The organism is Bacteroidota bacterium (genome assembly GCA_016194975.1).
Classification (GTDB): Bacteria; Bacteroidota; Bacteroidia; order Palsa-965; family Palsa-965.
The window spans coordinates 32,824-50,177 of sequence record JACQAM010000007.1; the positions used below are offsets into that span (position 1 = coordinate 32,824).

General features: G+C 43.9%; 9 protein-coding genes and 2 tRNA genes. 5 read left to right on the forward strand and 6 right to left on the reverse strand.

From position 1 onward, the window contains the following. Positions 1–3: 3 nt before the first annotated feature. The 4 genes from HY064_04805 to HY064_04820 all read right to left on the reverse strand — a co-directional run bounded on the left by HY064_04805 (position 4) and on the right by HY064_04820 (position 8,012). On the reverse strand, positions 4–2,010 hold the full coding sequence (locus tag HY064_04805) for a PD40 domain-containing protein (GenBank protein MBI3509961.1): 2,007 nt from the start codon (positions 2,008–2,010) through the stop codon (positions 4–6). Further along, the gene (locus tag HY064_04810; protein MBI3509962.1) at positions 1,967–2,914 is read right to left on the reverse strand and encodes a type IX secretion system membrane protein PorP/SprF; all 948 of its coding nucleotides are present in this window, start codon (positions 2,912–2,914) and stop codon (positions 1,967–1,969) included. Before HY064_04810 ends, HY064_04805 begins: the two co-directional genes overlap by 44 nt. Before the next feature lie 29 nt (positions 2,915–2,943). After that, positions 2,944–6,693 carry a gliding motility-associated C-terminal domain-containing protein gene (locus HY064_04815; protein MBI3509963.1) on the reverse strand — a complete coding sequence of 1,250 codons (3,750 nt, stop codon included), beginning with the start codon at positions 6,691–6,693 and terminating at the stop codon, positions 2,944–2,946. 224 nt (positions 6,694–6,917) lie between these two features. Next, complete coding sequence (locus tag HY064_04820) at positions 6,918–8,012, reverse strand: T9SS type A sorting domain-containing protein (GenBank protein MBI3509964.1); 1,095 nt, start codon at positions 8,010–8,012, stop codon at positions 6,918–6,920. A 162-nt stretch (positions 8,013–8,174) separates the two neighbouring features. On the opposite strand from HY064_04820, the gene HY064_04825 reads away from it, so the two are divergent. The 3 genes from HY064_04825 to HY064_04835 all read left to right on the forward strand — a co-directional run bounded on the left by HY064_04825 (position 8,175) and on the right by HY064_04835 (position 12,962). Beyond that, positions 8,175–8,867, forward strand: a complete 693-nt coding sequence (locus tag HY064_04825) for a hypothetical protein (GenBank protein ID MBI3509965.1) — start codon at positions 8,175–8,177, stop codon at positions 8,865–8,867. 148 nt (positions 8,868–9,015) lie between these two features. Continuing rightward, positions 9,016–12,615, forward strand: a complete 3,600-nt coding sequence (gene dnaE / locus HY064_04830; protein MBI3509966.1) for a DNA polymerase III subunit alpha — start codon at positions 9,016–9,018, stop codon at positions 12,613–12,615. 92 nt (positions 12,616–12,707) lie between these two features. Then, positions 12,708–12,962: a hypothetical protein gene (locus tag HY064_04835; protein MBI3509967.1), complete on the forward strand. Its 255-nt coding sequence runs from the start codon at positions 12,708–12,710 to the stop codon at positions 12,960–12,962. 185 nt (positions 12,963–13,147) lie between these two features. On the opposite strand, the gene HY064_04840 is transcribed toward HY064_04835, so the two are convergent. After that, a tRNA-Arg gene (locus HY064_04840) sits at positions 13,148–13,221 on the reverse strand. A 285-nt stretch (positions 13,222–13,506) separates the two neighbouring features. Between HY064_04840 and HY064_04845 the strand changes: the two genes are divergently transcribed. Together HY064_04845 and HY064_04850 are read left to right on the forward strand one after the other, a co-directional pair. Then, positions 13,507–14,754: an MFS transporter gene (locus tag HY064_04845; protein MBI3509968.1), complete on the forward strand. Its 1,248-nt coding sequence runs from the start codon at positions 13,507–13,509 to the stop codon at positions 14,752–14,754. A gap of 87 nt (positions 14,755–14,841) precedes the next feature. Continuing rightward, positions 14,842–14,926 (forward strand) — tRNA-Ser (locus HY064_04850). 162 nt (positions 14,927–15,088) lie between these two features. Here HY064_04850 and HY064_04855 read toward each other — a convergent pair. Next, entirely contained in the window at positions 15,089–17,341 is a 2,253-nt protein-coding gene (locus tag HY064_04855) for a tetratricopeptide repeat protein (protein ID MBI3509969.1), read from the reverse strand. Positions 17,342–17,354: the final 13 nt, after the last annotated feature.

The following is a 17,354-nucleotide window of genomic DNA, read 5'->3' on the forward strand; positions in this document are numbered from 1 at the left end:
ACTCTACTTAAGGAATTCTATCCACGCATCAGGATAAGCTTTGCGTGCGTCGAGTACCAGTTTTTCAGAAGCTGACTGATCGCCAGGATGTGCGATCACACAATAAGTAAATCCGTTATTCTTATTGAAAATGAGCATGATCTTCGGGTAAGCATGCGATGCTATCAATTTATTTTTCATTCTCCTCGCATAATCTGCATTCTTGAATGAACCGACTACCACGTAATAACCCGGTTCTACCGGATTGCCATCTTCCCCTAAATAATTTGCAATAGAATCATTTCGCATTACAATGTCCTTTTTATCGCCCACCATTTCACTTCCTTTCTTTATTTTATGCATCAAAGCCGTGTCGGAGAAAAATTCCACATCCATTACGTGCGTAGTGTAAGTCTGTATTTGCGTCGCGTCAAAAGTCTTGCTGTATTCTTCCTGCTCACTCACCTGGAAAAATAATTTGTAATTCTCTCCTGATGGAAGATTGATGGAATAACGCCCGTTGAGAGTACTCGCAGAATAATCACCTTGTATATCCTGCTTGTCCACGTAAGTTACTGTCACCATTGCGCCGACAGGTTTTCCATCGAGCGTAACGAGTCCTTGAATGGTCAATTGATCTTTTGCAGGAACGCCGGGATCTGCAAAATAAAGATCCATCATTCCCATTCCTCCTTTACGATTGGAAGCAAACACTGCGTGATAGCCGTCCTTTGTTGGCTGATAAAAAATATCGTCTGCCGTACTGTTGACCGGCGCGCCCATATTCTGAGCGAGTTCCCATGATAACATATCCCCACCGAGTGTAGAAAAGAAAATATCATAACCACCCATGCTGTTATGTCCGCGTGAAGCATAATACAACATGGAACCATCCGGAAGAATGTACGGCGCGTCATCATCAAAAGCAGTATTCACATTTGCGCCGAGGTTCTGCACATTTGTCCACACACTATCGCCCATCAATTCTGCTTTGTAAATATCTTTCCCGCCGAAACCACCGGGACGATCGCTTGCAAAATAAATTGTATGGCCATCAGCAGAAATAGAAACACTTCCTTCCCAATAACCGCCGCTGTTCACATCACCTTTCAGTTTTTGCGGATCGGACCACTCTCTTCCGTTTCTTTTAGACCAATAAATATCTCCGCCATCATCGCTGGAACTTCTGAAAATAAAAAGTGTAGTTCCATCCGGAGAAACTGCTGTAGCTGCATCGTGCGAAGCGGTATTGATATTTTCATTGAGTCCCTGCGGTGCGTACCATGATCCATGAGAAACAGTGGACTGAACAATGTCTTCGAAATAATATCCTGCTGAATCGTTGCTTTCAAAGTAAAGATGTTTTCCGCCCGTGCATCCCGGCCCTTTGTAAGTATAAATGAGCGTGGAATCGTTATCAAGATAAACGGGAGCATATTCATCGTAGGAAGTATTCAGAGGAGCGCCGCAATTGGTAACATGATTATTGGTGGGCTTTCCATTCAATTCTTTTGCAGCAGAACAATTAACTATGTATTGCTGGAGACGCGCTTTAAGATCAGGATCTTTTTCTTTTGCGATCTGAAGGTTGAACTGGAGCGATGCATCATCATACTGATCGTTCAAAAGATAAGCGCGCCCGAGAAAAAAATTCACATTGGGGATCGTTGGATCTTTATCGTAAGCACTTTTAAGGAGTGTCAATGCAGTTTCGGCATCACCCGTGTAGATCGCGCATACGCCCGCACGATACTGGTAAACGATCACATCCTTATGTGCATCTTTCAGGATCGTGTAGTAGGAATAGGCCTGCTCGTATTCGCGCTGAGAAAAAAGCTGATCGGCATGACTGATCAGCATTTTGTCGGCTGGCGATTGCGCAAAACTTCCGAGTGTGTTCAACAAGACAATCGAAGCACACCAAATAAATTTTTTATTCGCTGAAAGAATATTCACAAATTTCTTTTTATTATTTCCACGGTGACTTTCAATCATATTTTCCACGCTGATGCCCGCTGCTGGAATCTCCACCTGATTTGAATTCACCGAATTTATAACCGAGCATGAATTCATGGCTGATACCGGCTGAAGTTTTAAGCGGGGTGATGATAATATCGTATGCATATCCTGCACTGAGATTACCGAAGAGTTTTACTCTTGCCTCAACACCAACTGCATAATTGCTGCGATAAGAAACTCCAACCCATACCATACTTTTCCAACTGGCGAGCGCATTCACATCATACTGGAATGGCGTATGCGGCATGAATCGCACCATCACCATGGGTTCAAGAGCGAGTTGCATGTCTTCATTGAAAACCCATTTGTAATTCACGGTTCCCACGTAATGGCGATTCAACTGGTAATAGGAAGTGGTGGAATAATCAGTGTAAGAAACATGTTGTCCGAATAATTGCGGAACAGAAATCCCCACCCGCAATTCTTTCCAGTTGTAACTCACTCCCAAATTTGCATCGAGCGCACTTTTGCGCATCACCTGCGAGAACATCATCGGATCGCCCTGGTCTTTCACTATTGCTTTTGAAAAATCGATCCGGTTATCAAGGAATCCAAGTGTGAGCCCGAAACGGATCTGCTGATCATCATTTATTTTCAAACGATAAGCGTACGACGCATAAATTCCGAGACGCTCATTGATATCCTGCGCATCATTGAAAATATTCAGGCCGAGTCCTACATTCTTCGCATCCATAAATCCATCCACCGTGAATGCATTTGTTACCGGTCCGCCCGGCATTCCTGTCCACTGGCTACGGTGAACAAGAAACGCATTCGTTTCACCGGTTACGCCGGTGGTTGCAGGATTGTAGAGAAAAGTATTGTAATAATACTGGCTATACAATGGAAGCTGCTGTGCATTGCCGGTTTCAACCAGGGCAACTGCTGCGATCATAGAAAGAATTAACTTTTTCATAGTCGTTATGTTTTTATCCTGTGTTGAAATTATTTTCCGCTAACTAATGTGACTGCTCCTTTGAACGTTTCACCCGTGTCGGTGAATTCGAGCACGTAGTAATAAGTTCCGTCGGGTAACTGCGCACCGTTGTAAGTTCCGTTCCATCCGTTGTTGTATGCTTCCTGCTCATAAACTTTCATTCCGTTACGGTTGTAGATCGTTACTTTATTCTCCGGGTAATATTCTATGTTCTGAATATTCCATACATCATTGAATCCATCACCATTGATCGTAACAAGATTTGAAATGATCACATTGTAATCTTTCAGGAATGTAACTTTCACTGCATCGGTATCAGAACATCCGTTGAGATCTGTTACTGTAAGTGTGTAAGTCACCGTGTATGGAGGAGTGCAATTCGGATTCATCACATTCGGATCACTCAAACCAACTGTTGGTTGCCAGGAATAAACCAACCCGCCTGTTCCATTCAACATAATAGAAGATCCTGCACTCACAGAAGTATCGGGCCCGGCAGAAGCAACAGGACTTGGAAGAACACTGATCATTGAAGAATCCATTGCAGCGCAACCGGATGTTGTATCAGTAACAGTGACCACATAATTTCCTGCATTCATTGCGTAGATAGCATTCACAGAATCGCCCGTACTCCACATATAATGATTCTGTGGCGCCGAAGGAACACTCAGTTGAACACTATCACCTGAACAAAGTACGAGACTCCCCCCGGCGGTGATCGTTGCATTCGGAAGCGGATTCACGATAGCCATTCCCAACGCTGTATCAGAACAGTTGTGATCAGACATAACGATGAGCATTACGTTGAATGTATCGGCAGTTGCGTAAGTGTAATTCGGACTTGTTGCAATGGAAGCTCCATTCGAATCACCGAAATCCCAATTGTGGAATTGCAATCCACCGGTTGCAATAGTGGTTGTATCGGTAAATTGTGTAGGTGTTCCGAAGCAAACAGTTGGCGAAGTAAATCCGGCTACTGGTTTCGGATAAACCAAAATTGTTCCGATCGTTGAAGTATCGAGCGGACAAACGCCGCTTGCAACGAGAACATGATAATAAGTTGTATCAAGCGGATCGCTCCAGTTTACAGAAGGAGTATTGAAAGGAATCGGTGACCACGTGATTCCGTCGGAAGAAGTTTCCCATCCCAAAATCGATCCGGTGTAACCGGTGAGTGTAAGAACTCCGTTACCAGTTCCTTCGCAGGTAGCAGTACTTCCGGTAATTGTTCCTGGAACAGTCATTGGACTTACCGTGATCGTATCACTCATCGATGTATCAGAAGGGCAAACACCATTTGCAACACGTGCACGATATTCTGTTGTACTCATAAGATTAAGATAACCCTGCATTGTTGTAGTATTGGAAATATTGATCCATGTAACACCGCCGTCTGTTGAATATTCCCATCCGACCACATTACCGGTCTCGCCACTCAATGTAAGTGTACCGCTATTGTTTCCACCGCAAACTGCTGCGTTGGCCGAAACAGAACCACCTACCGATGGTGCATCAACAGTAATAGTGACGCCGGTAGAAGTATCAGTAGGGCAAACTCCGCTGTTCACGATGACACGATACAATGTTGTGTCAATTAAGTTGAGATAATTATTGGTATTGGATGTGTTTGCAATAGCCGACCAGGTAACGCCGTTGTCAATAGAAGATTCCCATTGCGTAATAGAGCCACTGTAGCCAACAAGAGTGAGTGTTCCGCTGTTACTGCCGCCGCATACGGTTGTGTTGGAATACAACGTCCCGCCAACGGCCTGTGCATTGATACTGATGACCGACTGGGTCGAATAAGCCTGCGAGCAAACACCACTCTTCACCAGTGCGCGATAAATAGTTGGTGTGGTAAGATTCACGTAGTTCTGCGTGTTGGTAGTATTTGAAATGATGATCCACGTTACACCACCGTCAGTTGAATATTCCCATTGCACAACACCGCCCGTATATCCACCAAGCGTCAACGTTCCTGCTCCGAGTCCGCTGCATACTGTATCCGCAGCCGGAGAAATGGTTCCTCCTACTGTAACAGGATCTACAACTACTGTATCGGGAATTGCAGTATCAGCTGGACAAACACCGCTCTGAACAATGACATGATAATAGGTTGTATCGAGGAGATTGAGATAATTATTTGTGGCAGTAGTATTCGCAATGACGGTCCATATAACATTATCAACAGAAGATTCCCATTGTACAATAGAACCTGATTGTCCTGAAAGTGTAAGTGTGCCGCTGTTGCCGGAAGCACAAACTGTAGTTCCTCCTGAGACACTTCCTCCAACGGAATTCGGATTAACGGTAACCGTTGCTGTGGCCGAATAAGCAGCAGCGCAACCTCCATTCTGCACGAGCGCACGATACATGGTGGTCGTGATAAGATTGAGGTAATTATTCGTGGTGGTGGTATTCGCAATGATCGTCCATGTTACACCTCCATCTGTAGAGAATTCCCATTGAATAATCGCACCATTATTTCCGCTGAGCGTTAATGTTCCTCCATTGACACCGGTACAAACCTGGGAAGCTGCAGGAGCAATACTTCCCCCGGTGGAAACCGAAGTAACATTAATTGTATCATTCGCAGAATACACAACAGCACAAGGGCTGCTCTGCACGCGCACGCGATAAAGACGAGTTGAAACAAGATTCAGATAATTCTGCGTGGTGGTAACGTTGGCAATATTCGTCCAGGTTATTCCCATATCAATGGAATATTCCCAGCGGATTACTGCTCCAACTTTTCCGGAAAGCGTAATTGTTCCTGCATTGCTTCCGCTGCAAACTGTGGTAGAAACCGGAGCGAGCGTTCCGCCAACAGTTGCCGGACTTACAGTGATGGTAACTGTGGTCGAATACACCGCTGCGCAAGAACCATTCTGCACGAGCACCCGATATTTTGTAGTTATGACAAGATTCGTGTAAGTATAGGAAGTGGTAATATTCGCAATGTTGGTCCACGTAACTCCTCCATCAATTGATTGTTCCCAATGCTGAACGGCACCTGTTTTTCCGGAGAGTGTGAGTGTTCCGCTATTTATTCCTGTACAAACTGTGGCGTTGCTTGAAAGAGTTCCGCCAACAGATGCATTATCAATGGTCATGGAAGCTATTGTTGAATTTGCTGTTGCACATGCTCCATTCTGCACAACCGCACGATATAGAGTCGGTACCACCAGATTTAAATACGATTGAGAAGTTGTAGTATTTGAAATATTGATCCATGTAGCGCCTCCATCAGTAGAATATTCCCAGCGCAGAACACTTCCGGTATTGCCGGCAAGAGTAAGCGTACCTGCATTTCCTGAAATACAAACATTGGTTCCGCCGGAAACTGTTCCTCCGACTGACGGTGCGGTATTGGTAACACTGTAACCATTGAAAGCATCATTCGATGCATTAATGTCTCCGGCCAGCGCAACGGAAGCATTAAAAACATAAACGCCCGGAACAGAAAGATTCGCCTGCGTAGCAAAGGTGTAAGTGTAAGTGGAATTCTGCAGGAGAATAGCTGCGAGCGTTATTGTTTCCGTTACCGGTGGGCCGGCATTGATGTTATAGGAAACATTGAAAATGGTTCCCGCCGGCAGATCGTTTCCAAAATTGAAGATCTTGATCGTTACATTTTCAGTTGCTGAAAGTGCACATCCGCTAACCGGTGCAGTGATATTGGTCACTGACAGATCATTCTGCGAATACGCAGAAGAGAATAATGCCAGGAAAGTGACGAGAGTCAGGATTCTTTTCATAAGATTTTTTTTTGTTCGGTTTTCAGAAATTTCTTTTTTGTCGGGGAGAAATTCTGTTTTGCCTTCTGATAATAGAGGGAGAAGGTTTGAGGTCAAATATAGACCATACGAACCGCAGAAACTGAATAATCATATAAGGAGATTTAGGTGTTAGAACACCTGTGGCTTTATACCTCAAATGTGACTAAAAAGTTTCAATTATAAGACGAGTAATGCAAAATAAATTATCGGCTTATAACCAGTTTCCGGCAGGTGCAACTTTCCTTCGACGAAATGATAACCAGGTAAGTTCCTTGTTCCATTTCAGAAGCATTATAATCGAAGCGAAAAGTTCCATTCCCATCGGTAATTTTTGTGTTTCGTAAAATCGGCCTGCCTTCTATATCATAGATGCAGATTTCGATCTTATCGTTGCTTGCGGATTGCCCGGTGATCATAAAATTTTCGTTGGCCGGAACAGGATAAATATTCCAGAAAGAATTATTCATGGCAGCAACCGGTATCCCCACCTGAAAAACATTATTTCTCAAACTATCCTGGTAAACCACATTCGTTACTACCTCCGCGTTATTCACAAGATCAGCATCCACTTCGAGTACAGGAATTTTCATTCCAGTCGCCAGCCATTTATATTCTGCGTGAATGGGACGTGCAATCATGTAACCCGTCACACTATCGGTAGCAATGCTGTCGGTGGTGGTCACAACAGAAACTTCACGCACACACTGGAAAGTTCCGAATGGCGTGATCAACGTTCCCCATCCATCTGCATTATTCGTGCGGTGAATCGTTTCGTCAATGAAAAATAATCCAAAACTCTGCGCATTGAATGACCAGTGTGCATCTGAAGTGTCGGTATTGGAATAATTCAATGGGAAACGATAAATGTAATCGGGATTCGAATACACAATGGGAACAGAAAAATTTCCGAGCGGTGCATAGCTGAATGAAAATCCTACTTCGCGAAAAGAGGACGAACTTTTTTTATACTGATCGGTAAGATCCGAAGGAACATTACCAATGAAAGCAAGCGAATCGGGAGAAGGATTGACATGAGAAACCGTAGCAATGAAAGCAAACGGAATAGCCGTTGGAGTAATGTACCGCAATTCCTGCTGGGCAATTGGCAGGAGTGAAGAAAAATCCCAGGTGTATGCCGGCCCGCTCGAATTGTAATCATTGCTCCCCACTCCGGCAGCATAACTCACGCGAATTGAATCGCCGGGCGATGGCATGTCGTTTTGTGTAATGGTGATCTGGGAAAAAAGTGAAGGTGAAAGTGAGAATGAAAGTGCCGCGAAGAGTAATGCTTTTCTCATTGGGGTGGAAAATAGTGTAGCGAAGATAGCAAATTGGGAAGGATTACAGATTTGTCGGAATACAGATTACAAATCTGTAGGGAAATACGGATTGTAATGTAACAGGAAAACGATCGTCCTATATAAATTTGTAACTTTAAGAAACGGATACATTATAGAGACATGAAAACATTTTTTCTGCTGTTTCTTTCTTTTTGCGTAGTGATAAAAATTCATGCGCAGGTGAACGGAATTGTTCCTGAAGATTCTATTTACACTCCGAAACCATTTATTATAGTGAAACAATCCGTAACCGATTCATCCGGAAAATCCTGTGCGTTCCTATACACCAGGATGGATTATTTCCCGAGAACGCGGATCTATTCATTTGTAATTATCGATAAGAAGAAGAAAATACTCATGTATAATTTTCGCCCGGTTTCCAAAAAGGACATGATCAAACAGAAACCGGATCGCGATTCAAGAAAACTGATCTCGAAATACGGATTGGCAGATTCTGTTTACAAAATAGATCAGCATGCTTATGATTCGCTTTACACTTACTACCCTCTTCCATCAGATACGATCATGGTGAAAAATGTAAAAGTTCTCGACGGAACCGGAATAATAAATACTTCCGCTTCGGATGTTTATCAATACAGAGGCGATGTAAAGGATGGTTGCGAAATTGAGTATTACAACATGACGGAATTGAAAGGAGTTGTCGTCAGGAAAAATTTCCGGATGAGATCGTACGGGAATTGGAAGAACGGAGAGAAAAACGGAAAGTGGTTTTATTATGCGAAGGATGGGTCGGTCAATCAAATTGAGAAGTGGAAGAATGGAAAATTGAAACGGGTACGGAATACAAAATAGATTTCAAATGAATTCACTAACAGAATACACCAGTTATCAACAGTTTTTCTTTTCACACACTTTCCCTTCGTAAATTTCACTCTGAAAAGAAGGGCCGATTTCTCCCATTCAAAATTTATCATTCATCATTTATCATTCACGAAGTGCAATGAACTTCAATCATCTCCACGTACACACGCAATTCTCACTGCTCGACGGTGCAGCGAATATTTCTGAACTCTACAAAAAAGCAGTGGGCGATAATATGCGCGGCATTGCCATCACCGATCATGGAAATATGTTCGGCGTTTTTAAATTCGTTGCAGAAGCAGGAAAATACAACACGCCGGAAAATCCAAATAAAATAAAACCTATTGTGGGTTGTGAATTTTATCTCGTGGAGAACCGCGAAAGAAAACAATTCACGCGCGAAGAAAGAGATATGCGCTATCACCAGCTTTTTCTTGCGAAAAATTCGGAAGGTTATAAAAATCTTGTCAAACTGTGTTCGCTCGGTTACGTGGAAGGTTTGTATGGAAAATATCCGCGCATCGACAAAGAACTTATTTTAAACTATCACAAAGGTTTAATTGCAACCACCTGCTGCCTCGCTGCAGAAGTTCCGCGCGCCATTATCCGCAAGAGTGAAGCGGAAGCAGAAAAAGTTTTCAAATGGTGGCTCGATCTTTTTGGTGAAGATTATTACATCGAATTGCAGCGCCACGATATTCCGGAGCAGAACCAGGTGAATGAAGTGTTGCTGAAATGGGCGGTGAAATACAACGTAAAAGTGATCGCATCCAACGATTCTCATTATGTGAATGTGGATGACGCCAATGCCCACGATATTCTGCTCTGCATCAACACCGGCGAAAAACAAAGTACGCCCACCGCAAAAGAATTCAATGATGATGATACTGCGGCCAAAGGAAAACGTTTTGCATTCTGGAACGATCAGTTCTATTTCAAAACAACGGAAGAAATGTCTTCACTCTTCAGTGATGTTCCGCAGGCGATCGACAACACGAACGAGATCGTTGATAAAATAGAACCGCTGAAATTAAAACGCGATATCCTTCTTCCCCATTACAAAATTCCGGAAGGATTCACCACCCAGGACGATTATTTAAAACATCTCACCTTCGAAGGAGCAAAAAGAAAATACAAAGACGGCATCACCGCCAAGATCGAAGAACGCATCAACTTCGAATTATTTACCATACGCACCATGGGATTCGCCGGGTATTTTCTCGTCGTGCAGGATTTCATCAATGAAGGAAAAAATATCGGTGTGCTCATTGGCCCCGGCCGTGGATCGGCAGCAGGATCGGTGGTCGCGTATTGCACCGGCATCACCAACATCGATCCGATCAAATACAATTTGCTCTTCGAAAGATTTTTAAATCCCGATCGTAAATCAATGCCCGATATCGATACGGATTTTGATGATGAAGGCCGGCAGAAAGTGATCGATTACGTGGTGGGAAAATATGGAAGGAACCAGGTTGCGCAAATTGTCACTTACGGAACTATGGCAGCGAAAATGTCGATCAAGGATGTTGCGCGCGTACTCGATCTCCCGCTCGACCAGGCGAACGCGCTCGCGAAACTCGTGCCCGAGCGCCCGGGAATAGAACTCGATCGCGTGGTGAATGCGCCGCTCGAAGGAGAAAATTCTCTTCGTGATAAAGAACAACTTGGCGGCGATGATCTTGAGAGTGTGAAAAAATTGCGCGCCATTGCAAAAGGAAAAGATAAACAGGCAGATGTGATCCGCGAAGCGCTCATTCTCGAAGGATCTGTTCGCGGAACAGGAATTCACGCTGCGGGAATTATCATCGCGCCGAATGATCTTACTGAAATTATTCCGGTCGCCACTTCGAAGGATACGAATCTCCTCATCACGCAGTACGATGGAAAAGTGATCGAAGATGCAGGAATGCTCAAAATGGATTTTCTCGGTTTGAAAACGCTTACCATTATCCGCGATGCGCTGCGCCTCATCAAACAGAATCACGATCTCGATATCATCATTGACGAAATTCCGCTTAACGATAAAAAAACTTTCGAACTCTACCAGCGCTCAGAAACGAACGGAACTTTCCAGTTTGAGTCGCCGGGCATGCAGAAATATCTTAAGGAACTGAAACCCGATAAACTGGAAGATCTCATTGCGATGAATGCACTTTATCGGCCCGGCCCAATCGAGTACATTCCTAAATTCATTACGCGCAAGCACGGGCGCGAACCCATCACGTACGATCTTCCCGAGATGAAAGAATTTCTCGAAGACACTTACGGAATTACTGTTTACCAGGAACAGGTGATGTTGCTTTCCCAGAAACTTGCAGGATTCACCAAGGGTGATGCCGATGTTCTGCGCAAAGCAATGGGGAAAAAAGACAAAGCCACGCTCGACAAGATGAAAAGTAAATTCATCAGCGGAACAACAGAAAAAGGTTTTGACCAGAAGATCTGCGAAAAGATCTGGGTGGACTGGGAAGCTTTCGCACAATACGCATTCAATAAATCGCATTCCACTTGTTACGCATTCGTCGCTTACCAGACCGCATATTTAAAAGCGCATTACCCGGCAGAATACATGGCGAGCGTGCTCACGCACAATCTCGGCAACATCGACAAGATCACTTTCTTCATGGAAGAATCGAAGCGCATGGGAATTCCTGTTCTTGGCCCCGATGTAAATGAATCGGAAATAAAATTCGCGGTGAATAAAGCCGGGCAGATCCGTTTCGGAATGGGTGCGATAAAAGGAGTTGGAGAAGGCGCTGCGAATGCGATCATCGACGAAAGAAAAGCGAATGGCCCTTACCAAACGGTGTTCGATCTCGTGCGCAGAATAAATTCACGCGCTGCAAATAAAAAAACTTTTGAGAATCTCGTGTACGCAGGCGCGCTCGACTCGTTCACCGAAATGCATCGCGCTGTTTATTTTAAAACGGAAAATGAGAATGGTTCTACGTTCCTCGAAAAAATTCTCCGTTATGGACAAGCGCACCAGGAAGGAAAAAATTCTTCGCAGGTTTCTCTTTTCGATTCTGCCGATGAAGGAATTGAAATGCCCGAACCGAAAATTCCTATTGTTGAACCCTGGATCCCATTGGCAAAACTGAAAGCGGAAAAAGAAATTATCGGAATTTATTTATCCGGCCACCCGCTCGATGATTACAAAGTGGAGATGAAACATTTCTGCAAACATCCGCTCTCGGTGCTCAAAGATATGCCGCGGCTGAAAGGGCATGAATTTGTTACCGGGGGAATGATCACATCAGTGCAGCACAAATTCACCAAGACCGGGAAACCATTCGGAACTTTTATTCTCGAAGATTACAACGACTCGCACGAGTTCGCATTGTTCGGCGACGATTATTTAAAATTCAAATCCTTCATTCTCACCGACGGATTTTTCGTGCTCCTGCGCGGGCGCGTACAGGAACGATACAACAATGCCGATTTTCTCGAGACAAAAGTGTTGTCGATGGAACTGCTCAGTGAAATGCTGGAGAAAAGAGTCAAACAATTCACGATACAACTTCCGCTTCCGGTTGTGAATGAAGAACTCATTGGGCGCGTGAAAGAAATTGTCGCCAAATATCCCGGTAATTCTTTTTTGAGATTCACGGTGTATGACACGGCAGCAAATATGGAACTGGAAATGCCTTCGAAAAAAATAAGAGTGAAACCCGGCGCGGAACTTTTCAGCGAACTGGAGAGTAGCGTTCCGGAGGCGATGTGGAAGTTGAATTGAAATTTCCGTCCCGATAGTTATCCGGGCAAATCCCAATAATATTATTTCACTTCTTATTTTTTGAAATTTATTTTTTTCTTTTTTTAATTGATATGACCCGCCACTACGATCTCCAGCCGCTTGAAGATGATTACCGGAAACTCACTGCGCTCAATGAAAAAGAGTCGGCCGCACGCATGCATAACGTGCTGGAGAGTGTGCGCTACGAGTTACGCATGGGTGCGGAAATAATTTTCGAATACCGCGATGGAATGGAAACTCCGATGATCATGCGCATCATCAAAAACGAAAAAGATCTTGACCGCTGGATAGAAACGAGGTTTGCACGATTAGCGGAGTTTATCTGATTTTTTTTCAGGAGCGCAACACTGGTTCTTTTTATTTCCTTTCGTCCCGCTGCTTCGCACTGCATGGCAGTGGCGAGCATCGGGGCTGAAAATTTCCGTCCGGTGCATTTTATTGCCACATTTTTCATTTTCCAAAACAGATTCTATTAAACAAAAAAAAGTCGCAATAGAATTGCGACTTTTCGTGGTCCTGTAGGGATTCGAACCCCAAACCTTCTGATCCGTAATCAGATGCTCTATCCAGTTGAGCTACAGAACCAATTATTTTCAATTTTTCATTGGGAAAATTCCCAAAACGTTGATCTCCCGCCTTGCGGGACAGGCTCCGTCAGATGTTCTTTCCATTCGATCTGCAGAACCAATTATTTTCAATTTTTCATTGGGAAAATTCCCAAAAATTTGATCTCCCTCTTTGCGGGACGGGCTCCGTCAGATGTTCTTTACATTCGATCTGCAGAACCAATTATGAGGCGCAAAGGTAACTATTTTAATAAAATCAGGAATCGCGTCTAATCTCATTCTTATTGAAAGATAACTTTGGCGCATGTTCTCTCATCTGAAAATTTACGGGAAGATAGAACGGCCGCTGAAGCTGCTGATCACCGCAGAATTTTTTATTCAGTTAGTGAACGCAACATTCATGAACCTGCAGACACTTTATATGACTGCAGAACATTACAACAAAACAGACATTGCAGATTTTATTTCCTGGCGATTTGCCGGCGTACTCGCACTCACCATTCCACTCGGACTTTTCATTCGCGGAAAAAAAGTAAAACACTTTTTTTTCATTTCTTCCATCGGCGTTCCGCTTTTCGCTTCTATGATCGTGTACGCGGTACACACGCACAACAGTACCTTCCTCATCGTTTCTCAATTGCTGTGGGGCGCTTCGTTCACGTTCATGCAGATCCCGGTTCTTCCTTTCATTCTCCGTCATGCCTCGCTTGAAACGCAGACTCCGGCCATTTCGCTCAGTTATTCAACGTGGAGTTTTGCGGGAATACTCAGCGCGATCCTGGTTTACATTTTCAGCGCGATCAACCCGGATTTTTTCAGTGAAGGTGTGATGTTGTTTGGAATCTCAATTTTTTCTTTCGCCGGTTGCATTTGCCTGCTCAAAATGGACATCGAAGAAAAACCGGCGGTGGTAAGTGAAGAAAAAACGGCGATGAATCCGCAAGACTGGAAACTGATCGGCTATGCAACTATTCCGGCGCTCATCATTGCCACCGGCGCCGGGCTCACGATTCCATTCATCAATCTTTTTTTCAAATCGGTTTACGGGATGGAAACAAAGATTATTTCCTTCTGGAATTTCATCGCCGCATTTTTTGTTGCATTCGTTGCGCTGCTTGTTCCGCGCATCAAAGAAACGATCGGTTACCGAATTGCAATTCCAACCACGCAATTTTTCGCAGTACTCGCATTGATCCTTCTTGCAACGACAGAACTTTACAGTCATATTCCGATTGCGGTGGCCATTGCCGTAGGCAGCTATGTACTTCGCCAGCCACTGATGAATCTTGCGGGGCCAATGACCTCGGAGATCGCTTTGAAATTTGTAGGAAAAAAAAACCGGGAATTCACCAGCGCTATCATGGCTGCGATCTGGTCGGGAAGTTGGTTTCTCGGGATACGTTTTATTTTCGGAACACTTTCTAAAAGGGGCTGGCCGTTCGTGAATATTTTTCTGACTACCGCTGCTCTCTATCTTTTCGGAATTCTCCTTTACATTTTTCTCATCCGCGCTTATGGAAAACGAAAAGAAAAAGGATTGATCGAAGAATGAATTTTCAGAAATTTTCCTTAACAACGAAAAATTCAGGAATAATTTAATTCGTGTTTTGTGAATTCAACTCTTTGCTATTTTTGCGGCGGAGAGATGGCAGAGTGGTCGATCGCGGCGGTCTTGAAAACCGTTAGGTGTAATAGCCTCGGGGGTTCGAATCCCTCTCTCTCCGCAATGAATCAAAAAACCTCGCCCCAATTACTCCGGGCGGGGTTTTGTTTTACCGGATCAGTTAATTCAAACCCACATCCCGATCACGCAAACATCATCCACCCGTTCGACTGCGCTCAGGGTGGATATTCCCTTATGAAATACTCTTAAGAATAATATTGGTCTATACTTTCACACCGATCAGTAATACATCATCCACCTGCTCGTAGTGTCTTTTCCATTCTGTGAATTTCTTTTCGAGAACTTTCCGTTGTTCCTCCAGAGGAAGCTCACTGCATTCTACAAGTAATTGCTGAAGTTGTTTGTATTTGATCTTTTTTCCTTTGGGCCCGCCAAACTGGTCGGCATATCCATCGGTAAAAGTATAAATGAGATCGCCCGGCTCCAGCGGAATTTCATGATTTGTAAATGCCTGCAATTCGCCGGTATGTTTTCCTGCCGGAAAATGATCAGGGTTATACTCGACCAGTTTATTATTCCTGACAATATAAATTGCATTATTCGCACCCGCATATTCCATCGACATCCGGATAAGGTCCATGGAGCAAATGGAAATATCGAGCCCGTCGTTCGATTCTTCTTCCGCGTCTTCGGGGTTCAGCGAACGAATGATCTCCTCGCGCAGCATATCGAGGATCTGTGAAGGTGATTTTATTTTTTTCTCCACCACAATTTCATTCAGCAATGAAATACCGATCATGCTCATGAGCGCTCCGGGAACACCATGCCCTGTGCAATCGGCCGTAGCGAGTGTGATCTTTCCACTGCGTGATGCGAACATCCAGTAAAAATCGCCGCTCACAATATCTTTTGGCAGGTAAAGAATAAAATAATCCGGCAGATGTTTTTTCATGTACCCTTCGGAAGTGAGCATGGCACGCTGAATTCTCCGCGCATAATTTATACTATCGGTAATGCTTTTATTTTTTTCATCGACGATCGCTTTCTGAGTTTCCACTTCATGAATTTGTTCAGCGATAATATTTTTTTGTTTACGCGTTACAGAAAAACGATTATAAAGGAAAACAGAAAATAAAAGCACGATGGCGAGTCCGCCGAACAAACCGTAACGCAGCATTTTTTCATTGCGGATCTGCACATCCTTCACTCGTTTTTCTTCTGTATTCCTCACACTATCGGCTGCCGCTTTTTTTTCGAATTCAAATTTCACCTGCTTGCGCGCAATTTCTTTTTGCTTTTCTACATCGGCAGCACTATCAAGAACAACCACGTAACGTTTGTAGGCAACGAACGCATCATTCGTCCTGTTTTCTTTTTCATACAATTGACTGAGTGAAAGCAAAGCGTCCGATTCAATATGCCCGGCTTTTATTTCACCCGACTTTACCAAGGCAGTTTGCAGATTTTTTTCCGCCTCATCAAGCTTCGCAGTCGACATTTCTATGTTGCCTATATTAAGAAGTGAATTTGCAATTCCGTATTTGTCGCCTATTTCTTCCACCAGTTCTAAATTTTTCTGCTGGCATTCGAGTGCTTTGGAATATTTTTCTGCGACCGTCACACCGAGATAAGCGCTTTGCGAATCGGGAATGTTGGTGTAAATGTTGCCGATGTTTCCCCACGCAGTTGCAATTCCCTGCTTGTCGTTTATTTTTTCCCTGATCGCAAGACTGCGCTGCTGGTAATCGAGCGCCTTGAGAATTTTATTTCGCTGATCGAGTTTCATTGCCGCACACAAAGAATCCGGGAGATACTGGTAAACAAGTCCGAGATTTCCATACTCCACTGCAATTCCTCTTTGATTTTTTAGCGAATCATAAAGGTGAAGACTGCGTGAATAATAATCCATGGCCCGCGAACAATCATCAGTATTCAAATAAATATTTCCGATCTTATTCAACGTTCCTGCTTCACCGGGCCGGTCACGCGTTTCCTCTCTTATTTTCAGACTTTGTAACTGGTAATCGATCGCGCGCGGATAATCTGACAGGCGGAAATAATTATTTCCCAAATTGGCGAGCGCATCCGCTTCACCGAGACTATCGCCAATGCTGCGTGAAATGACCAGCGCTTTATTATGCGCCTCAATTGCTTCCGTGTATTTACCCAGTGTTTCAAGATTTACACCGAGTGCATTCAATCCACGCGCTTCACATACAGGAATTTTTTTCTTCACCGCTTCATTCAGAACACGGTTCGAATAAATACAACCGCTGTCGGGATCGGTTTGCTGCAATTGCTGTGCGAAATTTCCGAGTGCAGCAAGCCGTAAAGTATCGTTGAGTGAAGAATTATTGTAGATGGTGTAAAGTGAATCGCGGGAACGAGGAAGCTGATACCTGAGAGAACCGCTTTTTTTAATCGTATCGGAATTTAATTTTCCATGGTCGCCTGCACACGCGGATAAAAACCATATTCCTGTAAAAAAAAGAAAAGTCCGCACTGAATTCTTCATAGGGAGAAAGTGA